This is a genomic window from Teichococcus aestuarii (assembly GCF_042651065.1).
Lineage (GTDB): Bacteria > Pseudomonadota > Alphaproteobacteria > Acetobacterales > Acetobacteraceae > Pseudoroseomonas > Pseudoroseomonas aestuarii.
This window is the reverse complement of the sequence record NZ_JBHSCH010000047.1, coordinates 39840-62390: the sequence shown is the minus strand read 5'-3', so window position 1 is coordinate 62390 and position 22551 is coordinate 39840. Positions and strand designations below refer to the sequence as shown.

At 66.8% G+C, this 22551-nt stretch carries 26 protein-coding genes; 22 read left to right on the top strand and 4 right to left on the bottom strand.

Annotated elements, in window-relative coordinates; translation table 11 throughout:
• The first annotated feature begins 859 nt into the window (after positions 1-859).
• The 6 genes from ACFOY6_RS16755 to ACFOY6_RS16730 all read left to right on the top strand — a co-directional run bounded on the left by ACFOY6_RS16755 (position 860) and on the right by ACFOY6_RS16730 (position 4710).
• A complete protein-coding gene (locus ACFOY6_RS16755; RefSeq protein WP_379639717.1) occupies positions 860-1243 on the top strand; it encodes a hypothetical protein in 384 nt (127 codons plus the stop codon).
• 313 nt (positions 1244-1556) lie between these two features.
• Positions 1557-2867, top strand: coding sequence for a plasmid replication protein RepC (gene repC, locus ACFOY6_RS16750; protein WP_379639713.1), 1311 nt, complete (start codon positions 1557-1559; stop codon positions 2865-2867).
• A 107-nt stretch (positions 2868-2974) separates the two neighbouring features.
• Positions 2975-3214 carry a FitA-like ribbon-helix-helix domain-containing protein gene (locus ACFOY6_RS16745; RefSeq protein WP_379639707.1) on the top strand — a complete coding sequence of 80 codons (240 nt, stop codon included), beginning with the start codon at positions 2975-2977 and terminating at the stop codon, positions 3212-3214.
• Positions 3215-3222: 8 nt separating this feature from the next.
• Complete coding sequence (locus tag ACFOY6_RS16740) at positions 3223-3639, top strand: type II toxin-antitoxin system VapC family toxin (RefSeq protein WP_379651702.1); 417 nt, start codon at positions 3223-3225, stop codon at positions 3637-3639.
• Positions 3640-3711: 72 nt separating this feature from the next.
• Positions 3712-4047, top strand: coding sequence for a hypothetical protein (locus tag ACFOY6_RS16735; RefSeq protein ID WP_379639697.1), 336 nt, complete (start codon positions 3712-3714; stop codon positions 4045-4047).
• Between the two features lie 321 nt (positions 4048-4368).
• Positions 4369-4710: an SWIB/MDM2 domain-containing protein gene (locus ACFOY6_RS16730; RefSeq protein ID WP_379651701.1), complete on the top strand. Its 342-nt coding sequence runs from the start codon at positions 4369-4371 to the stop codon at positions 4708-4710.
• Between the two features lie 500 nt (positions 4711-5210).
• Here the strand turns inward: ACFOY6_RS16730 and ACFOY6_RS16725 are convergent, their stop codons facing one another.
• Complete coding sequence (locus ACFOY6_RS16725; protein ID WP_379639686.1) at positions 5211-5783, bottom strand: DNA-3-methyladenine glycosylase; 573 nt, start codon at positions 5781-5783, stop codon at positions 5211-5213.
• Between the two features lie 2 nt (positions 5784-5785).
• Positions 5786-6436 (bottom strand): SOS response-associated peptidase, encoded by a 651-nt coding sequence (locus ACFOY6_RS16720; RefSeq protein ID WP_379651700.1) that lies wholly within the window; start codon positions 6434-6436, stop codon positions 5786-5788.
• 179 nt (positions 6437-6615) lie between these two features.
• Here ACFOY6_RS16720 and ACFOY6_RS16715 point away from each other — a divergent pair, with 179 nt between their 5' ends.
• The 6 genes from ACFOY6_RS16715 (at position 6616) to ACFOY6_RS16690 (ending at position 11825) form a co-directional block, all read left to right on the top strand.
• Entirely contained in the window at positions 6616-6858 is a 243-nt protein-coding gene (locus tag ACFOY6_RS16715; RefSeq protein ID WP_379640114.1) for a hypothetical protein, read from the top strand.
• A 5-nt stretch (positions 6859-6863) separates the two neighbouring features.
• Positions 6864-7529 carry an ImuA family protein gene (locus ACFOY6_RS16710; protein WP_379651699.1) on the top strand — a complete coding sequence of 222 codons (666 nt, stop codon included), beginning with the start codon at positions 6864-6866 and terminating at the stop codon, positions 7527-7529.
• On the top strand, positions 7526-9013 hold the full coding sequence (locus ACFOY6_RS16705; RefSeq protein ID WP_379651698.1) for a Y-family DNA polymerase: 1488 nt from the start codon (positions 7526-7528) through the stop codon (positions 9011-9013). Before ACFOY6_RS16710 ends, ACFOY6_RS16705 begins: the two co-directional genes overlap by 4 nt.
• A 3-nt stretch (positions 9014-9016) precedes the next feature.
• Positions 9017-10048, top strand: a complete 1032-nt coding sequence (locus tag ACFOY6_RS24395) for a PHP domain-containing protein (RefSeq protein WP_379651697.1) — start codon at positions 9017-9019, stop codon at positions 10046-10048.
• A gap of 62 nt (positions 10049-10110) precedes the next feature.
• The gene (locus ACFOY6_RS16695) at positions 10111-10338 is read left to right on the top strand and encodes a DUF2933 domain-containing protein (RefSeq protein ID WP_379639662.1); all 228 of its coding nucleotides are present in this window, start codon (positions 10111-10113) and stop codon (positions 10336-10338) included.
• Positions 10339-10889: 551 nt separating this feature from the next.
• On the top strand, positions 10890-11825 hold the full coding sequence (locus tag ACFOY6_RS16690; protein WP_379651696.1) for a replication protein RepA: 936 nt from the start codon (positions 10890-10892) through the stop codon (positions 11823-11825).
• Positions 11826-12025: 200 nt separating this feature from the next.
• Here ACFOY6_RS16690 and ACFOY6_RS16685 read toward each other — a convergent pair whose 3' ends face one another.
• Complete coding sequence (locus tag ACFOY6_RS16685) at positions 12026-12163, bottom strand: hypothetical protein (RefSeq protein ID WP_379640090.1); 138 nt, start codon at positions 12161-12163, stop codon at positions 12026-12028.
• A gap of 612 nt (positions 12164-12775) precedes the next feature.
• Here ACFOY6_RS16685 and ACFOY6_RS16680 point away from each other — a divergent pair.
• From ACFOY6_RS16680 to ACFOY6_RS16650, 7 genes are all read left to right on the top strand, one after another.
• A complete protein-coding gene (locus tag ACFOY6_RS16680; RefSeq protein WP_379640086.1) occupies positions 12776-13438 on the top strand; it encodes an AAA family ATPase in 663 nt (220 codons plus the stop codon).
• Complete coding sequence (locus tag ACFOY6_RS16675; RefSeq protein ID WP_379640082.1) at positions 13435-13818, top strand: hypothetical protein; 384 nt, start codon at positions 13435-13437, stop codon at positions 13816-13818. The genes ACFOY6_RS16680 and ACFOY6_RS16675 overlap by 4 nt, the downstream gene beginning before the upstream one ends.
• Positions 13819-14715: 897 nt before the next feature.
• On the top strand, positions 14716-15069 hold the full coding sequence (locus tag ACFOY6_RS16670) for an ArsR/SmtB family transcription factor (RefSeq protein WP_379640079.1): 354 nt from the start codon (positions 14716-14718) through the stop codon (positions 15067-15069).
• Entirely contained in the window at positions 15066-15491 is a 426-nt protein-coding gene (gene arsC / locus ACFOY6_RS16665; protein WP_379640074.1) for an arsenate reductase (glutaredoxin), read from the top strand. The genes ACFOY6_RS16670 and arsC overlap by 4 nt, the downstream gene beginning before the upstream one ends.
• Positions 15492-15599: 108 nt before the next feature.
• Complete coding sequence (locus ACFOY6_RS16660) at positions 15600-16913, top strand: arsenic transporter (protein ID WP_379651695.1); 1314 nt, start codon at positions 15600-15602, stop codon at positions 16911-16913.
• A 52-nt stretch (positions 16914-16965) separates the two neighbouring features.
• On the top strand, positions 16966-17703 hold the full coding sequence (gene arsH / locus ACFOY6_RS16655) for an arsenical resistance protein ArsH (protein ID WP_099095909.1): 738 nt from the start codon (positions 16966-16968) through the stop codon (positions 17701-17703).
• 188 nt (positions 17704-17891) lie between these two features.
• A complete protein-coding gene (locus ACFOY6_RS16650) occupies positions 17892-18989 on the top strand; it encodes a YncE family protein (RefSeq protein WP_379640063.1) in 1098 nt (365 codons plus the stop codon).
• Positions 18990-19063: 74 nt separating this feature from the next.
• On the opposite strand, the gene ACFOY6_RS16645 is transcribed toward ACFOY6_RS16650, so the two are convergent.
• Entirely contained in the window at positions 19064-19465 is a 402-nt protein-coding gene (locus ACFOY6_RS16645; protein WP_198368137.1) for a MerR family transcriptional regulator, read from the bottom strand.
• A gap of 105 nt (positions 19466-19570) precedes the next feature.
• Between ACFOY6_RS16645 and ACFOY6_RS16640 the strand changes: the two genes are divergently transcribed.
• Genes ACFOY6_RS16640 through lspA form a run of 3 tightly spaced genes read left to right on the top strand, consistent with a single transcriptional unit; the run spans position 19571 to position 22543 of the window.
• Positions 19571-19816 (top strand): heavy-metal-associated domain-containing protein, encoded by a 246-nt coding sequence (locus ACFOY6_RS16640; RefSeq protein WP_007002454.1) that lies wholly within the window; start codon positions 19571-19573, stop codon positions 19814-19816.
• A 14-nt stretch (positions 19817-19830) separates the two neighbouring features.
• Positions 19831-22032: a heavy metal translocating P-type ATPase gene (locus ACFOY6_RS16635; protein ID WP_379651694.1), complete on the top strand. Its 2202-nt coding sequence runs from the start codon at positions 19831-19833 to the stop codon at positions 22030-22032.
• Positions 22025-22543: a signal peptidase II gene (gene lspA, locus ACFOY6_RS16630; RefSeq protein WP_379640057.1), complete on the top strand. Its 519-nt coding sequence runs from the start codon at positions 22025-22027 to the stop codon at positions 22541-22543. The genes ACFOY6_RS16635 and lspA overlap by 8 nt, the downstream gene beginning before the upstream one ends.
• The last annotated feature ends 8 nt before the right edge of the window (positions 22544-22551 follow it).

The window sequence follows — 22551 nt, the reverse complement described above, 5'->3', positions numbered from 1 at the left end:
CCACAGCCGACCTGACGAGATCTGAAAACCCCGCATCCACAACCCGGGTCAGATCCTCGTGGCAACCCCGGGTCAGGTCTCAGTGGCAATCAACAGACCCCCTGCTGCAGCCGAGGGGTATCCGATGATTCGGGCCCGCTCGGCAACTCAGCCGGTGAGTGCCCGGTCGCGGAACTGGATGCGCGAAAGCGCAATCCGGCAGGGGTGGGGGCAGCACGGCCCGGATCAGCTGCGAGGCTACACGCGATCTGAAGCAGACCTGTCGAATGCAGACGATCCGCCGCGCCGCCGCGAAACGCCGCGGCATCGATCCGCAACAGGTGAGATGAGTTGTAGAGCTGGACGCTGAGTTCCGCTTGCAGAACGGCATCGAACAAGGATGAAAGAAGTGTTTTTGCCATTCTGCAAAGCCAAGCTGTCGGAGACAGCGCGGACACTATGGGGGTGATGCCATCTCGACAACCCGTTTTTGGCGAGGCGATTCAGAAAACACAACCCACGCGTGTAACGAAATCGCGACGATTCTGCGGCTGGAATATTGCCCGTCTGCAAAGTCCACACGCTCGATCTTGAGCGGAATGAGGAAGAGCCGAGTGCAGCACTGCAATATCCGCCACAGCTCCACCGCACTTGTGCTCGGAGAGCATCGTCGCAACACGGCCGCCTGATGAAACGCAATCGGAGGCCTGGTCAGATCTGACCCATAGGATCGGCGATCATGGCTCGGACCATGCAGTGATAGCGTTGGCGGCGACAGCTACCGCGCCGACCGGTGATCTGGCCTGCTTCAACGTTATCAGGCATCCTGTGGCGGAATCGTCGTGCCCCATCGGGTGCCGGAAGCCGTTGGACATCGAGGATGGTGCGTCCGCTGACCGAAAGAACGGCCAACATGGCCAAGCTGGCCGTGCCGCTTCCCTCTGGCGTTGTCGACGCCATCCAGCAGCTGGTGGAAGAGCGCAACGAGCAGCAGGGCCCGGGCCAGCAGCGCCTTTACGCGCGCGACCTGCACGAAGAAGCTCTCCGCGAACTGCTCAGCCGTGTGGAGACAGGAGAATCTCTCTTGTTCCTGGCTCCTCTATCGGCCAAGGCGCGCAAATCGCTCTGGATCAACGGTGACCTTAAGGCGGCCGTTGACGATCTGGCAGGCCGGCACGGTGTGACCCGGGCCGCCGTGGTGATGACGGCGTTGCATGGCTATCTCAGCCGCCGCGGCAAGCTTCCCGCCTCGGCGGCGCCATGACAAGGGCAAAATTGTGCAGTGTTATGGCTAGACAACCCTCAGGCGATCGCCCCATCTTGGTGGAGCCGGGTCCGGTTTGAGACGGCCCAGCGATCTTCAACCGCCTTCCGAGGATGATAATGGCGCGCTGACAGCAAAAACGGCCGATGCCTGCCAGCACCGACCGTTTCTGAACCCGGTAAGCCTAGCTTGGGCTACGATTTGCTGAACCCAAATTAGGTTTGCGCCTGTTCCCCGTCAAGCGAGGTCTCGCTTGACGACGGGAGTGTGCGGCCTGCCGGCATCAGGCAGCGCGCTCGCGAGGAGCGAGCCGATGACACTGGATCAACCCGCGCCGCCCGATCTGCGGCGCACCGGGCGACGACGCACGACCTGCGCCCAACTTCAGGCGGTGGCCGTATTGTCCGGGCGCCTCGATGCTCTGGAACGCGGCCATGTGCTGGCCACCTTCAAGGCCGCGGCGCCCGCCATGGGCTATGCGCCTTGCGTGGTGCACATGCTGGATCTGCTGTTCCGCTATTCTTGGAACGACGACTGGCAGGATGGCCGGCCTCGCTATGTCTGGCCGTCCAACGAGGCTCTTGTGGAGGCCACCGGACTGACACTGAGCGGTGTGCGCAAGCGCATCCGGCGGCTGATCGATCTCGGGCTCATTCGCGCCCATGATATCGGCACGGGCCGGCGTTGGGGATACCGGGACCCGCGGACCGGCTGCATCATCCAAGCCTCGGGCTTTGATCTCAGTCCGGTCGGCGAGCGTATGCCCGAATTTGCTGCCGCCGCCGCGGACCTGGAGGCGCGTCGGCGCAACGTCAGAACATTGCGCGGCGAGTGCAGTGCCTGCTTACGCAGGGTTCTCTCGCTGATCGATCATGCGATGGCCGAGGACCTGACGGGCGCCGACTGGAAGGAGTATGCGGCCCGAGCGACAAGGCTCGCCGCGCCGGCGAGAGCCATCACCGATCCGGTGGAACTGGCCTCGATTCAGGCTCTTCTGCAACGCCTGCACGACGAGATCGAGAACCGCCTCCGGCCAGCTCAACACATTGTCGAGCCGGTGCAGAGTGCACCCCAGGATGCCCTTCGGGGCACCCCTAATACACCTACAAGCCAAGTCTTGATTGCTGAAGCAATTGCAGCGAGGACGCGACGGATCCCGGAAGAAGCTGCTGCAGCCAGCCGGCGTCGTGGCGGTGGGCAGCGTATGGCCCGCGACCAAGCCGGCTCGGGCGATGACCTGTTTCGCGGCTTCCCGATGAGTCCCACCGTGTTGTTGCACCTCATCCCCGCCTATCGCGATTGGGTGGCGTCGGCGTCGCCGAGTTGGAAGGACATCCAGCTGGCGTGCAAGGTGGTGCAGAGCCATCTGCAGATTCCGCCGCAGATCTATGGCCAGGCCTGCGCCGCCTTTGGGATGAACGGTGCAGCCGTGGCCATCGGCACCATCGCCGCCAAGCAGGCTGCGGGACACGTCCGCAACCCGGCAGGGTACCTTCGGCGCATGGTGCAGCGGCATCGGGCCGGTGACCTGCACCTCGATCGCACCTTGCACGGCCTTGCCGCAGCCGCGCGGCAGAAAGGCCGCCAGCTTGCGCAACGGCGGTTCGGCTCCTGGACGTTATGATGCTCGACCGGCTTCGGATCGCCACTTCAAGGCCGTGGCGGAAGCCTGTCGCCGCTTGTGAAACGGGGAGAAAATGCTAGCATTGCTAGCAGAAAGGAGCTTGTACCGTGCCCGGCAATCTGAGTATCCGCAACCTCGACGATGAACTGATCATTCGCCTGAAGCGCCGCGCCGCACGCCATGGGCGGTCCGCCGAGGCTGAGGTGCGTGATATTCTCCGGCAGATCCTCGAAGGTGAGGCTGGGAGCGACTTCGAGCAGATCGCCGCCGATCTGCGCAAGCTGACGGCAGGGCGCCGCCATACCCCTGCCGAGGTCCTGCAGCGCGAGGGACGGGACGAGCGGTGAAGGCCCTTGTGGTCGACGCCAGCATCGCCATCAAATGGGTGATCGAGGAGCCGGGCACAGCCGAGGCATTGGCACTGCGGCGATACCAGCTCGCCGCGCCCGATCTGCTGGTGCCGGAATGTGCTAATATCCTTTGGAAGAAGGTGCGGCGAAAGGAGTTGAGCGAGGCTGAGGCACTGCTCGCCGCCCGGTTGCTGGAGCGGGCCGAGATAGACTTGGCGCCGATGCGGCCCTTGCTGGAATCGGCAACCCGACTGGCGGTCGCCCTGGACCATCCTGCTTATGACTGCCTCTACCTCGCTTTGGCGCAGTCGATCGGAAGCGACTTCATCACCGCCGACGAGCGGCTCTGCACCAAGGTCCGCGAGCGCGGTGTGCCGGTCCGGGCCATCGGTCTGATCGCTTCGGCTGAGAAGGGGTTCTAAGGCAGGAAAGCGGTCCGCTCTCGGCGTCGCAGCTTCCCTAACGCGGTCGCAGCAGCAGCGGCCATTTGGGCATTGCTCGATGCGGAACGCTGCTCATCTGGCGATCATTCCATTCCGAAATCAGCTTGCCATGCCGCGTTCGTGGAGAGCACCTTTGTAGCCATGTTCCTGGTCTCTGACGCTGACGCCGTCGCCATACGCACCGCCTTGCAGGAAGGTGGTGAGTTGGCGGCCGCTGTTGAGTTGCGACGACGCTTCCCGGGTCTCGACAGCAATGCCCAGGCGCGCCGTTTTGCGCGTACCATTGCCGGTTGGTCGGTCCCGGTGGGGCGGCCAGTGGGGAAGGATGTTGTGGCGCGCGGGACCAGCATCGCACCAGAACAGGGCGAGGTCGGCTCAGGGCTGTAAATCAGACTCGAACCGTGACGACTTCCATCTGAAGTGTGACGGGCTGAGCGTTGAGCTTCACCTAGTGTTTTGGGTGGAGGAGAGAGCGGTCTGAAATGCCTCGTGAGGGGTTCGGTAGCCCAGGCACTTGCGCGGCGTGCCGTTAAGCGGTGTTGCCGAAGCCCTTAGTGTCCAGCCCGGACATGTGGACCTCGTCGTCGCCGGTGCCTCCGGGAGTTTAGAGTGCTAATCAGTGGAGAAGTTTTTGGCTGCCACGGCTCGCGTGATGGATCAGTCCTGGCACCACAGACATCCTGAATGATCTTGCAGTGGAGTGTGGAAATGCCCGTCAAAGCCATCGACAAGAAACCCGCCAAAGCCGGGAAGGCTGCCGCATCCGAGAAAGCTGAGGGCAAGTCCACGAAAGCTCCTGCCAAGAAGAAGCCAAACGCCCTTCAGCAGCCTCTTCAGCCGTCGCCCGATCTTGCTGCGGTTGTGGGCGATGGAAAGCTCACTCGTGGCGAAGTGGTCAGCAAGGTTTGGGAATACATCAAGGCAGGCAATCTGCAGAACCCGGATGATCGCCGCGAGATCCTGGCTGACGACAAGCTGCGTGCGGTGTTTGGCAAGGACAAGGTGACCATGTTCGAGATGAACAAGCACCTTGCCCGCCACCTTCAGTGAGCGCCGGCCAGGTGCCGCTGCCGTAAAGCGGCGGCACCCGGCCTCAACTCTGGCCACGGGCGGCAGGTGCCGGGCTGCGGGAGAAGGACCCAGTCAGCGCTGCGCGGTCGCAGGATACTTTATCGCCGGCGACCCGCTAGCAGGCCCAGCAACCAGCCGACAGCACCAGCCGCCAGGAGGCTGGTAAAGGGATGTTGGTGAATATTGGCCACGGCCGATGCCGTAAGTCGCGGCGATCCAGGCGCGCGCCTCATGTTGCCCGAAGCCTGGGCGGATATCTGCTGGGCCGTATGATCAAACTCGGCAAAGCCGGTTGCTTCTGGACTGGTCTGGGTGGTGCCCATCGGGTCTTCCTCCTGCACTTCAACAGCAACACATGACCAAGCTTCCGGTTGAGGGCGGCAGCGGCTGCGGGTTGAGTGATGCCTCGCCTCCCGCCTCGAAGGGGGCCGGTATGGACAACGGAGATGATCCGACAGGCGCAGTGGCCGCCGCGATCATCAGGTCAGCCCAGGGAAACGTCGGCTGAGGAAGGCGGATCCGCGCAGGCCGAAGCGCCAAGGCGTCCCGGTCGCGCGCGAGATGCCGATGCGTGGCCCGCTGATGACCCGCACTTCCTGATGTCCAGCGAGGATCAGGAAGGGCGCTTTGTCCAGCGGATGGCCATCCAGAGCGCCTGTGACGCCGAGAGCCTGACTCAGGCGGCCCGGGCCAGCGCAGAGCAGCTTCGGCGCTGTGACGCCGCGCCGCCGCTGCATCACCTCGATGCCTGCTGTAGGCTGCAAGGCCCGGATGAGCACCGCGCTGCCAAGCGGCTCGGTGCCACAAACGAAGTTCAGGCACCAGTGCAGCCCATAGGACCGATAAACATAGGCATGGCCTGGAGGGCCGAACATCGAGGCATTGCGCGCGGTCCGTCCGGCGTAACTGTGCGATGCCGGGTCCTCATGATCATAGACTTCCGTTTCAACGATCAAGCCCCCGATCCCCTCCACCAGCAGGGTGGCCCCGATCAGATTCCGCGCCACGCCGGCGGCGGGACGAGCGAAGAAAGCGCGGGAAACCGGAACCAAGCTTATTGTCCCTCCTCATCCTGCCGCTTGCCCTTGGCCACGATCCGCATCTGCCCGTCCGGCAATGGCCGCTGCAGCTCCCGCGCAATCTCCCACGGCGCTTCCAGCCAGTTGTCCATTTCGTCCGGGCTCGTCAGCAACACCGGCATGGCCTTGGGGTGGATCGGCCCGACCACGCCATTGGCTTCGGTGGTCAGGAAACCATAAAGCTGGTGCTCGCCCTCCACCGGGTTGGCCTTGGTGCCGCGGATGCCGGTCCAGCGGGTCCAGATCCCGGCAAAGGCAAAGAGCGGCCGCTGCTCATGGAGGGCGAACCACACCGGCGTCTTCCCGGGCCTGGTGTCCTGCCACTCGCAGAAGGCGGTAACCGGCACCAGGCAGCGATGCGCCGGACCCAGCCAGCGGCGCCAATGCGGACTGCGCGTGTTGCGGATGTTGGTGACAGGATGCCCGCCGAACTGCGCCGGACCTGGCATGCCCCAGCGCAGCATGGCCAGTTCCCGCCCGCCACTCTCCGCCTGACGCACTACCGGCGCCAACATGTCCGGGTAGATGGCGGGCAAGGGCGGCAGGTTGCCGGCGCAGTCTTCCATCACCTGCATCAGCGCGCGAATCGCCTGCTGGCTCGAGGTCATGGCGTAAAGATTACACACAGCGGCGTGGCTCCATCATCTTGAGAGGACAACGCCATGAGGCGTTGAACGTCCCACCGTCTGGCTAGACAGGGACGGTGCCGGCCATCTCTCTAGCCGCGCCACTTCGGCTGCGCTCACGCTGTCAACTACCTCTTTGTTCTTGATTCGTTCTTCGAGTCTCACCTAGCGTCACGCTCATGCCCGAGCACCCTGCCCTGCCCGCCCCTGTTCCCCTGCCGTCCGGCCTGTCCGTCGCCTCTGCGGAGGAGGTGGCCGACGCCCTGGCCTATGCGCTGCGCTATGACGAGCGCGGCAAGCCGCGCCCCTCCGGCGGCCAGCTGGTGGCCAGCCTCGCCGCCGAGCATTTGGTGAAGCATCTGGAGCGCGCGGGCTTCCTGGTGCTCAAGCGGCCTCCGGTCCCGCTGCACAGCGCAGGGTAGCCCCCATGCCGGCCCCGGACGCCAGGCTGCGCGATCTCCGGGCCAGGCTCGCCAGGATCGAGCGCGGCGGACCGGGACACGCGCAGCCAGCCCTTTCCCTGTCGCCCCTCATCGATGAGCACCTGCCCGGCGGTGGCCTGGCGCGCGGCGCGCTGCACGAAGTCCAGGCCACCGATGCCGGGGCGGGCCTCGCCTTCTGCGCCCTGGTGCTGGCCCGGACCGAGGGTCCCATCCTGTGGATCGCGCCCCGGCCGGACAGCGTCTGGGCGCCGGGCTCGGTCGCGCTGGGCCTCGGGCCGGACCGCCTGCTCATCGCCCACTACAAGACCGCCGCGGACGGGTTGTGGACCATGGAGAAGGCCCTGCGTTGCCCGGCGCTCGGCGGCGCCGTGCTGGAACTCGACCGGCTCGACATGACCGCCACCCGCCGCCTGCAGCTGGCCGCCGAAGGCTCGCCGCGCATCGGCCTGCTGCTCCGCAACGCCGCCGGGCATGGCCCCTCCAGTGCGGTGACCCGCTGGCGCGTCGGCTCGCTGCCGGACGCGGCGGCCCGGCCGCGCTGGCAGCTGGAGCTGCTGCGCTGCCGCGCCGGGCGCCCGGCCTCCTGGCAGGCCCGCTGGGCGGCGGGACAGTTGGAGGTCGACGGGGCGCCCCTCGCCCGCCCCGCATGAGCCGCCGCTATCTCGCGCTGAGCCTGCCCTCCCTGCCGGTGGACCGCCTGCGCCGCCAGCACCCGGGCTGGGCCGGACGGCCCGTCGCCGTCTGGGCCAGCATCGGCAACCGCCGCTGCCTGTTCGCGACCGATGCCCCGGGCCTGCATCCCGGCCAGGCACTGGCCGATGCCCAGGCCATCCGGCCCGACGCCGTCTTCGCGGAGGCCGACGCCGAGGCCGACGCGGCCCTGCTCGAGCGCCTGGCGCTGTGGGCGCTGCGCTTCACGCCGCTGGCGGCGGTGGATGGCGCCGACAGCCTGCTGCTGGACACCACCGGCGTCGAGAACCTGTTCGGCGGCGAGGAATCCTTGCTGGCCACCGTGCTCGAAAGCTTCCGGGTGGGCGGCTATCGCGCCCAGGGCGCCATCGCCGGCACGCCCGGCTGCGCCGCGGCGCTGGCGCGCAGCGCGCCCCGGCCGCTGGTGCTGCCCTCAGGCGACGAGCCGGCCGCGCTGATCCCGCTGCCGCTGACGGCGCTGCGCCTGCCGCCGGAGATGGTCCAGGGCCTGGCCCGGCTGGGGCTGCAGCGGATCGGCGACCTGCTGCGCCAGCCACGCGGGCCGCTGGCGCGCCGCTTTGGCCGCCCCTTGCTGGACGCCCTCGACGACGCCCTGGGCACAAGGCCGCGCTCCATCCAGCCGGTGCGGCCACCGCCGCTCTTTGTGGCCTGCCGCAATCTGCTCGAACCCATTGTCACCCGCCCGGCCATCGATCGGGTGCTGGAAACGCTGCTGGAGGCGCTGTGCCGGGCGCTGGAGCAGGCCGGTCAGGGCGCCCGCCGCCTGGTGCTGCGGGGGTTCCGGGTCGACCGGGTGGTGCAGGAAGTGGCGATCGGCACCGGTGCCGCCTCACACGCTCCCCGGCATTTGGCCCGGCTGTTCGCCGAAGTGCTGGGCCAGCTGGAACCGGATCTGGGCTTCGAGCGCATGGTGCTGGAGGCCGCCGAGACGGAGCCGGTCAGCCGCGCCCAGGCTCTGCTGAGCCGCAGCGGCGATGGCGCCGCCCCGCAGCCCGCCGCTTTGGCCGAGCTGCTGGACCGCGCCGGGCATCGCATCGCCATCGCCCGCCAGGCACCGCTGCTGAGCCACTGGCCCGAATACGCGGTGGCACCCGCGGATCCTTACGCCGATCCTGGCGTCCCGGCGGCGTGGGGCCGCGCCATCCGTCCGATCCGGCTGCTGCGTGTGCCGCTCCTGGTGGCCGTGACCACCGCGGCGCCGGACGGGCGGCCGGTGCAGCTGCGCCACGCCGGTCGTCTCTACCGGGTGCTGGCGGCCATCGGCCCCGAGCGCCTCACGCCCGAATGGTGGGGCGAGGATGGCCACCGGCCGCGGCGCGACTATTACCGCCTGCAGACGGCCGAGGGACCGCGACTGTGGGTGTGCCGCCTGTTAGAGCCCGGTGCCGAAGCCCGCTGGTTCCTGCATGGCGAGCTCGCCTGAGCCATGCCGCCCGCCTATGCCGAACTGGGTGCCCGGTCGAACTTTTCCCTGCTGGACGGCGCCTCGCACCCGGCGGAGCTGGTGCTGACCGCCAGGGCGCTGGGGCATGCAGGCCTCGGCATCTGCGACAGCAACAGCCTGGCCGGGGTGGTGCGCGGGTATGTCGCGGCCAAGGAGGCCGGACTGCCCTATGTGGTCGGCACGCGGCTGGTCCTGGACGACGGCGCCGCCTTTCTGGCCTGGCCGACGGACCGCGCCAGTTACGGGCGGCTGACCAGCCTTTTGTCACGCGGGCGCATGCGCTCGCCGAAAGGCGAATGCCAGATCCGCCGCGACGAGATGGTCGAGCACGCCCAGGATTGGTGCCTCGCCGCCATCCCGCCACGAACGGTCGATCCAGCCTTTGTTGACAAGTTTACAGCGCTCGCCGGTCAGTTGCGCGGGCAGCTGGCGCTGCCCCTGTTCTGCGCCGCCGCCGTCTACCTGGATGGCCGCGATCAGGAGCGCATGGCCTGGCTGGACGACGCCATCCGGCGCGCGGGCGGCGGCGCCGCGCTGCTGGCCTGGAACGACGTCCGCTACCACCACCGGCGGCGCCAGCCCCTGGCCGACCTGCTCTCCGCCATCCGGCTGGGCTGCACCGTGGACGCGCTGGGCCAGCAGGCCGAGCCGAATGACGAGCGCCACCTGAAACGCCCGGCCGCCATGGCGCGGCTCTTTGCCAAGCATCTCGAGGCGCTGGACAGCACGCTGCGGGTCCTAGAGGCGGCGCGGGGCTTTTCCCTGGACCAGCTGCGCCACGAATACCCGGACGAGATCCTGGAGCCGAACATCCGACAGAACCTGTTCCTGGCCTTTGTCTACAACGCGCTGGGCGTGCCGCTTGCCGCAGGCGTGCTCTACCCGTTCCTTGGTCTCCTGCTCAGCCCCATCGTCGCGGCCCTGGCCATGGCGCTGAGCTCGGTGTCGGTGATCGGCAACGCGCTGCGCCTGCGAGCCGTCCACCTGCAGAACCCAGCCCGCCCGGTCCCGTAAAGGTATCCGCCTCGCGTCTGAAACCTTGAGCCACATCAGGCCGGGAAGCGGGGCGGCAGTCTATGATCCTACATGTGGGGAGGAGATCCAGCATGCATGACCATGCGGAATCTTCTTGGTGGCGCAGCCGGACCGGCATCGCCGTCATCGGTCTCGGGCTTATCGCCGCGTTCTACGTTCTTCGGGAACACTACGCGCACGTCTTCGGCGTGAAGGCACTGCCGCCCGGGACGCGGCTTGGCTGTCTGGGTCGGAACCCTCCCTTCCCGCCGCGTCCAAGCCGTCGATAACACGGTGCGTACCGACGATGTCGTCCATCTGGCCTGCGAGGGTGTGGGACTGCTGTGGCGCAGCGATTTCCAGAACGTCCGGCAATTGCTTTAGGCGCTGGTGCGTCGGTCGCCTGACATCCTGGGTGAGGAGCTCCAGGCGCCAAGCTGCCAGTCATCCAGACGCCGCTGCAGCCATGCGACCGGCAGAGGTCCATATGGGGCCGGTGACGCTGCTGAACCGATGACAAACCGGGGGTTTTATCGAGCGTCCACCCTGCCCGAGTCGCAATTGGCTAGGATGGGGGATCTATCGAGCTGTCTGCCTTTTGTTCACACGCAGGGCGGGGGATCTATCGAGTAGAGTGGGGGATTTATCGAGGAGCCCTGACGAGAAATCAGGGGATTGGCAGGGTTATCCCGGGGGGTCTCTCGAGCATACTAATAGTTAGAATCTACTAATAACCTCTAGTAGTTGGCTCGATAGAACCCCCGGCGACAGATGGGCGGATCTGATACACAATGCCGACCGTGATGATTGTGTGGCTGCTGAACGGGTGCGGTAGTTAGCAATGGGCGAGGTTCACCGGCTTCTGACGACGAAGGGCAAACAGGCGGCTCTGGAAGAGGGCGCCATGTCCCGCGAGGTCATCGAAGCCGCTGCCGCGTACATGGCAGCTGAGGATAGCCCCCTGGCCTTCGCGTACAGCGGCTGGGCCCAGTGTGCCCTTCCTCACCGACGAACACCACCTGGCCAGCTTTGGGTCGTGGAGTCCGACCACGTCCGGCTCGTCGTTGAGCCCGGTCACAGAGCATCTGGCAAGAAGGGCGACGGGCCAATGGAGCCGGTCGGAGTGCCTTTCGGCGCCTATGCCCGCCTCATCATGCTCTACCTCCAGACCCAGGCGCTCCGGACGGGCAGCCGCGAGGTGGAGCTCGGTGGCTCCTGGCGCGCCTGGATGCACCGCATCGGCGTCCCTTGGGGAGGCAGCAGCGGCAAGGCTGTCCGCGAGCAGGCCGAGATGATCGCCCGGTGCCGCCTGACCTTCCATGTTCAAGGGATGGGCCGCAGCGGCTTGGTGAACCAAAGCATAGTAGACGCGGCGGACTTTATCGAGGAGATGAGCGATGACCGGCAGGGGCGGCTGTCGCTCGAGACAGCCAAGCTGTCGGAGAGCTTCTTCGCGCAGCTTCAGAAGCACCCAGTCCCACTGGAAGAGAGCGCCATCCGGCCGCTGGCGAACAATTCGGCCGCCCTCGATGTTTTAGTATGGTTGTCTTATCGGCTCCACAGCCTGCAAGTGCCTCGGCTGGTCACTTGGCGCGCCCTAAAGGCGCAGTTCGGGACCTCGTACAAAGAACTGTATCACTTCAAGGCCCGGTTCCCGGACCTCCTGCGCCTAGCGCTAGCTGTTTATCCGGACGCCCAGGTTGAAGTTCAGGATGAAGGCGTCCTCCTGAAACCGTCCAGGCCGCCGGTCTCGCCCAAGCTAATCCAAATCGGCTGAAGCAAGAATTCTCGATAGATCCCCCACCTGAGTTCTTTGGAATCCTCGATAAGCCCTCAGCAGCCCTCGATAGATCCCCCAAAACCCTTGCAGATCAGAATCCGAGAGCTTTGAGGCAGGCATCCAGAGTCTTCTCCGCCACCGATTGGATACCTCGAACTACTGGTTGCTACGCAGTTTTCACGACCAGAATCGTCGCCTCAGGTCGTGATGCGGCCCTGCTGATGAGGCTGGATGATCGCTTGCGGCGATCGGTGCTGCTCTTCCCGGAGCAGCGGGGTTATGCGGGCGCAACTCGGGTGCTGAGCCAGACCGATGGTGCGCACGAACAACGCCATGCGGTGCTTCTGCGCGGCAAAGGCATGCTTGATACCGGAGCGGATCCGGGCGCAGCGGCATTAGCTTTCACCTGCTGGTCCGAGAGGTCGCGGGGCGGAGGATGGCGGAACTGAATGCGCTCGGCGAGGCCGCGTCCGTTACCGTCCAGTGGCGGATCAACCCATGCCACCGGTCGATACCGATATGGCTTTTATAGCCGAGACCGGCACCACGATCTGGATGGCCTGGTGCTGAGTGCTCTCGGACTAAAGCCAGATCGTCTTGGCATCCGGTACCGCACTGTGCCGGCCGAGCCTTCTCCAGAGCAGAGTAACGCCGCAAGCTCAAGCTCAGATTCGGCGCCTTCTGTACAAGATGCTTTCTAGCCTGAAGGCATTTTTCCTCTTCGCTTTATAGTGCTCAAAATCGCCAACGTCTTTCTGATCAAGCCGCTTTCAAGCAACACTGCTTCAAAGCATAAAGATGGTTAAGGTGCTGTACGCGTTCGATGTTAATGCGTGAGATGCAACATGGCAAAGCATCTTGTACATCATGCCTCGCCGCTTTCAAGCATTGCTGCCTGATCGCTTTGGTGCCATTCTATCGCACCGCTTTCATGCAGGAAGGCATTCATGGCAACGATCTCCGTCGCGAGCGACAAGGGAGGCCCTGGGAAGACCACCACGGCCATCCTGATCGCGTCTGAACTGGCCCTCGACGGCTACCGTGTCACCGTTCTTGATACTGACGCCAACCAGCAGGCCGTAGCGTTCGGACGCAAGGCCAACATCCCCGGTCTTACCGTCGTGGGCGAGGTGCGCGAGGACAATATCCTGGCCGAATTGCGGAAGGCGGAGGCGGGAAGCGAGGTCGTCATCGTCGATCTGCCGGGCGGCTCCTCGACCCTGGCGCTCAAAGCCATGCACCGCAGCCACTTCGTGCTGGTGCCGACGCAGGCCGCCTTGCCGGACGTAAAGGCGGCCATGAAGACCATCGCGCAGATCGACGATGCGCAGGAGTTGTCGCGCACCCCTATCGCACGCGCCATCATCTGGACGCGCATTTTGCCGGGCTTCGAGAGCCGCGGCGCCCGTCATGTCCGTCAGTCGGTCGAGGCCGACGAGACGCTGCCCATCCTGAAGGCCTCCATGATGGAGCGCGCCGTGTTCCGCGAGATCCATATCACCGGGAAGGTGCCCCGGCAGATCGATCCCGCCAGCGCTGCGTCGGCCAACGTGGCGGCCGTCACCGCCGAGTTGCTCCAGCGTATCTCCCAGTTGGCCGAGGCCGCATGACCAAGTTTCCCCCAATCACCGATGAAATCAGGCAAGCTGGGAAGAAGGTTGAATTGAACCTGAAGCCACGCCCGGAATTGCCCGACGAGGCCATCGAGGCGAACTCCCGTTCTATCGGCGAGCGCTATGGCTCCAATACCCAGATCACCGCGGAAGCTGTCCGCCCGGCATTCCGGCCCAGCGCGCCTCCGCCTCCGCAGATGGCGCCGCTTACCAGTGTGCGTTTCGACTGCCCGGACTATCTGGACAAGGAACTAGCGGTGCGGGCAGCAGAGGAAGGAGTGACCAAGACCTACCTGATCCTGAAAGCGCTCGGCGCGGCGGGCTTCCGGCTCGATGACATCGATCTGGTAAAGGACCGTCGGCGTATCAGGCGCTAAGGAAATTCTGCCTCTTCGCTTCTTGTACAAGACGCCTTGCTGCATCTTGGCGGTGAGGCGTTCCTGTTCTAGCGCCGGTATGGGGCAGCAGCGGCAGGCATCCACGGCTCGGACAGAACGATCACGCGTGGCAAGGAGATGAGCTACGGTCGGCCAGAGTAGGCCGTCTGACTGCCGGCTCCTACTCCCCCCTCTATCGCGGCCATCGCTCCCGGCGTAGCTGGCGAACCCGGCCTCGCCACGGCGCTACAGCCTGCCGTCGGAAGCCTCGGCGATGCGCCGCACCAGCAAGAGCAGGATGACAGCGACCACGGCAAGCGGCATCGCGTTCAGAGACGAGGAAGGTATAAGGCCTCCCCAGCAGGGTAGGGGCGGAACGCGTCCGTCCGGCAGTGCTGATTCTACGTCGCCGCCCCATGCGCGCGCCAGAAACGGGGCATTCGGCATCCACCCGTGCAAGAGCACACTACCAACTGTCCTTCGCCTCGTAGGTGGGCATCGTCTCATGCAACCCGGTGAGGGAGGATTGCGGCATAGCCTCGATGGCTTCTGGTAAGGCGGTATTATCGGATCGGTCGGGGCGTCGCAAACACAGGGCAGGGGCCTGCCTAGCCCTCATCGGAAGGGCGCCTGGCCGCGTAACCCGGCCTACCTAGCAGCAACACCGCAACGCCGTCGCGTGCACTCCTCGCCGGCAGGGATTGGCCGGAAGCCGCCTGTCCGCTTCTGTGGCGGTAGTGCGCAGAAGCGGACGTCAGACGACTGACCTACGGTCACTGAACTGCGGCAAGGCATCTGCTTCACCGGTGACGCCACACCATGGCCTCCGGAGCCCGCTGCCTTTTGTCACGCCGCATCGACTTGACTGCCAGCTGTTATATCGATAATACCCGATATATGGAATCAGAAGACGCCCTTGCCTGCCTGGGCGCCCTGTCACAGTCCACCCGGCTGGAGACTTTCCGGCTGCTGGTGCGGCATGAACCCGAGGGCCTGCCTGCCGGTGAGGTCGCCCGGCAACTCGACGTTCCCCAGAACACCATGTCCACGCATTTGGCGGTGCTGACACGTGCTGGGTTGCTGCGGTCCGAGCGCCTCAGCCGCTCCATCGTCTACCGGGTAGACCTGGAATGTCTGCGGGAGATGATGCTGTTCCTGGCCAGGGATTGCTGCGGCGGTCGCGCCGATCTTTGCCAGCCCCTGGTCGCTGGCCTGCTTCCCTGCTGCCCACCCGAGAAGGCCGCCTCATGAGCAACGTCACCATCTACCACAACCCGGGTTGCGGGACGTCCCGCAACACCCTGGCGCTCATCCGCAACAGCGGCGAGGAGCCGGAGGTCATCGAGTACCTGAAGACTCCGCCGTCACGGGAGGTGCTGGGCGATCTCATCCGGCGCATGGGTATTCCGGTGCGCGATGTGCTGCGCCAGAAAGGCACCCCCTACGAGGAACTTGGCCTCGGTGATCCGTCCCTGACCGATGACCAGTTGCTCGACGCCATGGTGGCGCACCCCATCCTCATCAACCGTCCCATCGTGGTGACACCGCTCGGCGCGAAGCTGTGCAGGCCGTCCGAGGCGGTGCTCGACATCCTGCCGAACCCGCAGCAGGGCGCCTTCACCAAGGAGGACGGCGAGAAGGTCGTCGGTGAACCGGGCCACCGCCTGATCTGAGTCGGGCGCCCGCGCCCTCCCATTCCGGGGACCGACGAGCCAAGCCGCTGACCATCGCTGACAGCGGATGGTCCGGCGCGCCCTGACGCCCGAGAGAACACGCCCTTCATGCTGGCCCTGGCCATCTTCGTCCTCACTCTCGTCCTGGTCATCTGGCAGCCACGCGGTATCGGCATCGGCTGGAGCGCCATGGGCGGCGCCGTGCTGGCGCTCCTGACGGGCGTCATCGGCTGGGCCGATGTCCCTGTGGTCTGGGACATCGTCTGGGACGCCACCTTCACCTTCGTGGCGCTGATCATCATCTCGCTTCTGCTGGACGAGGCCGGGTTCTTCCAGTGGGCCGCGCTGCACGTGGCGCGCTGGGGCGGCGGAAACGGGCGGCGGCTGTTTCCGCTTGTCGTGGTGCTGGGCGCGCTCATCGCTGCCTTCTTCGCCAATGACGGCGCCGCCCTGCTGCTGACGCCCATCGTCATGGCCATCCTGCTGCGGCTGAACTTCTCCGCAGGCGCCACGCTCGCCTTCATCGTCGCCTGCGGCTTCGTGGCCGACACCACCAGCCTGCCGCTGGTGATCTCCAACCTCGTCAACATCGTCTCGGCCAACTATTTCGGCATCGGCTTCGACCGCTATGCGGCGGTGATGGTGCCGGTGAACCTGGTGGCGCTGGTGGCAACACTCGGCGTGCTCTGGGCCTACTATGGCCGCCAGGTGCCCGCGAGCTATGCGTTGGACCGACTGGAGCGGCCCGGCGCCGCCATCCGCGACCACCTCGTCTTCCGGGCGGCCTTTCCGCTGCTTGCGGTGCTGCTGCTGGCCTATTTCGTCCTGGCACCGCTCGGCGTGCCGGTGGCGGCCGTGACCGGCGCCGCAGCGCTCCTCCTGCTGGTGCTGGCCGGGCGCTGGCACCGGGGAGGGCAGGGCGCCCTTGTCTCCATCCGCAAGGTACTAGGCGAGGCTCCCTGGCAGATCGTCGTGTTTTCGCTCGGCATGTACCTGGTGGTCTATGGCCTGCGGAACGCCGGGCTGACGGACCATCTGGCTGGCGCACTGGAATGGCTGGCCGGGCATGGCCTCTGGGCCGCCACCATCGGCACGGGCGTCGGCGCCGCGCTGATCTCCTCCGTGATGAACAACATGCCGAGCGTGCTGGTGGGCGCCCTGGCTATCGAGCAGGCGCAGGGCATCCCGCTCGCCATCCGCGAGGCGATGGTCTACGCCAACGTCATCGGCTGCGACCTGGGGCCCAAATTCACCCCCATCGGCAGCCTGGCGACGTTGCTCTGGCTGCATGTGCTGTCGCGCAAGGGCACCACCATCACCTGGGGGCAATACATGAAGGTCGGCCTCGTCATCACGCCTCCGGTGCTTCTGGCCGTGCTGGCCGCCCTGGCGCTTTGGCTGCCCGTGGTGGGTACGCCGTGAGCAACACGACCAAGCGCGCCATCCGTCCGTTCCTGACGACGGGGAGACCCTAATGCCATCCGACCTCGACCTCACGCTGCCCAACGTTGCCGACGACCATCTGCAGATGCCGAATCTCACCCGGCTCGGCATTCCCGGCGCCAGCACGCACCCACCGCGCATCCTGCTGCTCTACGGCTCGCTGCGGGAGCGGTCCTACAGCCGGTTCCTGACGCTGGAGGCCGTGCGCATCCTCCGCCGCCTCGGCGCCGAGACGCGGGTCTTCGACCCCCGCGACCTGCCGGTGGTCGACAGCGTACCCGCCGACCACCCCAAGGTGGCGGAACTCCGAGAGTTGTCCCTGTGGTCCGAGGGCCAGGTTTGGTGCAGCCCGGAGCGGCACGGCGCCGTCACCGGCATCCTGAAGAACCAGATCGACTGGCTGCCGCTGGAGAGCCGCGGCGTCCGTCCGACCCAGGGGCGCATGCTGGCGGTGATGCAGGTCTCCGGCGGCAGCCAGAGCTTCAACAGCGTCAACACCCTGCGCCTGCTCGGGCGCTGGATGCGGATGATCACTATCCCCAACCAATCCTCCGTGCCCAAAGCGCATGAGCAGTTCGACGAGGCGGGACGCATGCTGCCGGGGCCGCTCTATGACCGCGTCGTCGACGTCATGGAGGAACTGGTGAAGTTCACCCTGCTGACTCGTGACATTTCGAGCCACCTGACCGACCGCTACAGCGAGCGCAAGGAGCGGGCGGAGAAGCAGGCCAAGGCGGACTTGGCTAAGCTCTCGGGCGCCGTCGGATAGGCGCTGGAGCTCTCGTGCGGACAGTAGGCAAGAGAGGACAACCTCTGCTCGTGAACGGATAAAGACGTTTCCACTGACACCAAGCCCACGAGAAGGCCGGGCTCAGGTAGCTGACAGGATTGTTGGTGCGGCGCGTTATTGTTAACGAGAGTTAATCTCAGCTACCCGTCCACCGGGAAAGGCCCGCCATGACAAACACGAAGTCCGTCACCTATCCCGCCATGCCCACGCTTCGCCGCCGCCACGCGCTCGCGCTGCTCGGCGCGGCTGGCTTTGCCCTGCGGACTGCACCGGCGCGTGCCGCCGCGGTGGAGAAGAGCGTGAAGCTGGCGCCCGGCCTCTACGAACTGGTTGTCAGCACCACCACAGGCCTTGTGCATGTGGCGAGTACCGGCCCGCGCGGCGCCGACGACGCCAAGATCCTTGGCCTGGATCCGCGTACCCTGGAGGTCCGCTCCACCATCGAGCTCGGCGCGAACACAGCTTTCGGCCTCGGCGTGAACGACAGCACCGGCATGCTGTTCGGCACCGGCACGCGCAAAGGCAGGGTGCTCGCCATTGACCTCCGCACCGGCAAGGTCAAGACGGAGATCGGCGAGGGCGAGAACAACCATCCGCGGCAGGTCGTCGTGGACGAGGCGCGCAACCGCGCCTTCGTCTCCAACTTCGGCTTCCGGGAGAAGCCGAGCGCCGTGTGGGTGGTGGACACGGCTGCCAACACCCTCGCCAGCGTCATCACGGAAGGGCTGGAAGGGGGTATCTCGGGCCTTACCCATGACCCTGCGGGAGACCGGATCTTCGTGGCCGCCTTGCAGACGAACGAGGTGGTGGAAGTGAGCCTTGCCCGCCGCGCCGGGGTGCGCCGCTTCGCCTCCGGCGGGGACGGGCCAATCAACTTGGCCTTCCACGCCGCCAGCGGGCGCCTGTTCTGCACCAACCAGAAGAGCGGCCAACTGGCCGTGCTGGATGCCGCGTCCGGCCAGCCGGTCAAGGTGCTGGAGACAGGTGCGGGCGCGCTGGCCGTCACCTTCTCGACCGACGGTGCGCTGGCCTATGTCACCAACCGTGGGGCTGGCACGGTCAGCCTGGTGGACACGCGCGCGCTGACCGTGCTGGCGAGCCTGCAGACCGGCACGCACCCGAACACCGTGGCCGTGGATCGGCGCACGGGGCTCGCCTATGTCAGCAACAAAGCCCGCTCGGCGCCGCGTCCTGCCCAGGGCCAGCCTCCGGCCCCGGCGCCCGAGGACCCGAACGGTGACACGGTGAGCCTGATCCGCGCCTAAGATCATGGCCGTTCCGGCGGGCAACCGCTGAAACGGCCCGGAGTGGACACGGCTGGGAAGAGCCGTGTGAACGGTCAGGCGCCAGTGCTGGGACCGAGGGCTTCGATGATGCGGCACTCCGCCACCTTGCCGTGGCGGCACTGTCCGATGAGGGAATCCAGTTCGCGGCGCAGTGCCTGGAGGTCGGCAATCTTCCGGTCCACATCCTCCAGGTGCTCGCTGGCGATGACGTCCACCGCGTCGCAGGAGCGCTCGCGGTCCTCGGCCAAGTCGAGCAGTGTGCGGATCTGATCCAGCGAGAAGCCGAGGTCCCGCGCACGCCGGATGAAGCTCAGGCGGCCAAGGTGGGCCTCGCCGTAGGTCCGGTAGTTCCCGGCGCTGCGGGCCGGGGCCGGGAGCAGCCCCACACGCTCATACCAGCGAATGGTTTCCACCTTCGTCCCGGTCGCCCTGGCGAGAGCGCCGATGTTCAGCAAGTTCTCCAAAGACATCACCTTGACCCTGTAGCGACTACAGGGTCTATATAAGACGTCATCAGTTCCCCGCAACCAGCGGGGACCCACCTGCGAAGGAGGCAAGCGATGGCGAATGGTGACACGGCAGCAGGAACATCGGTCGACCTGCGTTACCGGGTGGAGGGCATGGATTGCTCCGGCTGCGCCCTGAAGATCGAGGGTGCGGTCGAGCAGATCGGCGGCGCCGAGGACATCCAGGTCAACTACAAGACGCAGACCCTGGAGTTCCGCCTGAATGAGGCGACCACGCCACGCTCGGCCGTCGAGGAGAAGATCCGCGGTCTGGGCTACGGTGTCGCGGCCCTGGCGTAACCAACAGGAACAGGATGACAGCCATGGCTGACGGCGGAACGGCTCAACTAGCCCCCAAGTCCAGGGCGGCCCTGCGATACCACGTGGAGGGCATGGACTGCCCGTCCTGCGCCTCGAAGATCGAAACTGCCGTTGGCCGCTTCGGCGGGGCCGAGGACATCCGGGTCAACTACCACAGCCAGGTCCTGGCCTTCCGGCTGGACGAGGCGGCGACCCCGCGTTCGTCCGTCGAGGAGGGGATCCGCAAGCTCGGCTACGGCGTCGCCCCGGTCGAGGCGCCGCGGGTGGTCGCGGGCGAGCCTGGCGCGGTCGCCGCCGACGTACCGCTCGTTCGCCCACGCCAGCCCTGGTGGAAGGGGAAGAAGGCGCGGCTTGCCGCGGCGATCGGCGCCCTCATGGTGGCCGGGTTCGCCGCTTCGCTCGCCGTCCCGTCGCTGGACCACTGGGCCTACGTACCCGCCGCCCTGATCGGGCTCGTCTTTTTCGGCAGGAAGGCCATCGCCGCGGCGCGCGCCGGTTCGCCCTTCAGCATCGAGATGCTGATGTCGATCGCCACTGTCGGCGCCATCGCCATCGGAGCAACCTCCGAGGCGGCCGTGGTGGTGTTCCTGTTCACTGTCGGCGAACTCCTGGAGGGCATCGCGGCCGGGCGCGCCCGCGCGGGGATCGAGGCGCTCGGCGCCCTGGTGCCGAGGACCGCGCTGCGCATCGAAGACGGCACGGCACGGGAGGTGCCCGCCGCCAGCCTCAAGGTCGGCGACCTCGTCCTGGTCCGCCCGGGTGACCGCGTCTCCGCCGACGGCGATGTGGCCGAGGGCGAATCCGAGGTCGACGAGAGCCCGGTGACCGGTGAGTCTATCCCCGTTCCCAAGGCGGAGGGCGCCCCTGTCTTCGCGGGCAGCATCAATGCCTCCGGTGCGCTCCAGGTCCGGGTGACGAAGCCTGCCTCCGACAACACAATCGCCCGCATCATCCGCCTGGTGGAGGAGGCGCAGGACGCCAAGGCGCCCACCGCCCGCTTCATCGAGCGGTTCTCGGCCATCTACACGCCGATCGCAGTTGCCGTGGCGGCCCTGGTTGTCGTCGCGCCGCCGCTTATCGTCGGCGCGGACTGGGACACCTGGATCTACCGCGGCCTGGCGCTGCTGCTGGTCGCCTGCCCCTGCGCCCTCGTCCTCTCGACGCCCGCGGCCATCGCCTCCGGCCTCGCCGTCGGCACCCGGCGGGGCCTGCTGGTGAAAGGCGGCGGCGCCCTGGAGACCATCGGCCGGATCCGCGCCGTCGCCTTCGACAAGACCGGCACCCTGACCGAGGGACGCCCGCGCGTGACCGACCTCCTCGCCCTGTCTGGCTCGGAACGCACCATGCTCGGCCTCGCCGCCGCGGTGGAGAACGGCTCCAGCCATCCGCTCGGCCGCGCCATCCTGGAGCGGGCGGACGCGGACGGCATCCCGCTCCGCCCGGCCAAGGAGTCCCGCGCCATCCCCGGCAAGGCCGTCGAAGCCGTCGTGACCGGCAAGCGCGTGACGGTCGGCTCACCCACCCACGCTGCCGCTCAGGCGCCGCTCACGGCTGACGCAACGCGGACGGTCGCCGAGTGGGAGAATCAAGGAAAGGCCGTGGTCGTCGTCTCTGTGGACGGCGCGCCCACTGGCCTGGTCGCGGTGCGCGACGAGCCCCGGCCGGACGCGGCCGCGGGCATCCGGGCGCTCGACGCCCTCGGCGTCGAGGCCGTCATGCTGACCGGCGACAACGTCCGCACGGGTCAGGCCATCGCCGGAGCGCTCGGCCTCAAGGTGAAGGCGGGGCTGCTGCCGGAGGACAAGCTGCGCGAGATCGGCGCCCTCAAGGCAAAGGCGCCCGTGGCCATGGTCGGCGACGGCATCAACGACGCGCCCGCGCTCGCCGCCGCCTCGGTCGGCATCGCCATGGGTGGCGGGACCGATGTGGCCCTGGAAACGGCGGACGCCGCGCTGTTGAACAGCCGCGTCGTGGACGTGGCCGCCCTGGTCGGGCTGTCGCGCGCGACGCTGGCCAACATCCACCAGAACGTGGCCATCGCCCTCGGCCTCAAGGCGGTCTTCCTGGTGACGACGGTGGTCGGCATCACCGGCCTCTGGCCCGCCGTGCTGGCCGACACCGGCGCCACGGTGCTGGTAACCCTCAACGCCCTGCGCCTGCTCGGATACCGCTTCAAGGACGTGGCGCATGGCTAAGGGCCTGCCCAGGGCGCGTCTTGCCTGGACCTGGGGCGCGGCGACGGCCGCGCTGGCCTTCGCACTGGACCAGGCGACGAAGTGGTGGGTGCTGACCCATCTCATGGATCCACCCCGCGTCATCCCCGTCACTCCGTTCTTCAACCTGGTGCTGGGATGGAACCGGGGCGTCAGCTTCGGCCTGCTGTCGGCTGATCACCCCGCGACGCCCTGGCTCCTGTCCTCCCTCGCGCTCGCCGTCGTCGCGGGCCTCGTCGTCTGGACGACACGCGACCGGCGCCCGGAAATGGCGGCTTCGGTCGGGTTCATCGTCGGTGGCGCCTTGGGCAACGTCGTCGACCGGCTGCGGCACGGCGCCGTGACGGACTTCCTGGACTTCCACGTGGCTGGCTACCACTGGCCCGCCTTCAACCTCGCCGATACCGCGATCTTCGTCGGCGTCGCGCTCCTGCTCCTCGTCGGCGGGCGGCGGGAACCAGCGGGCGCGCCGACCTCCGCGGCGCGGCCCTGAGGGCGGGA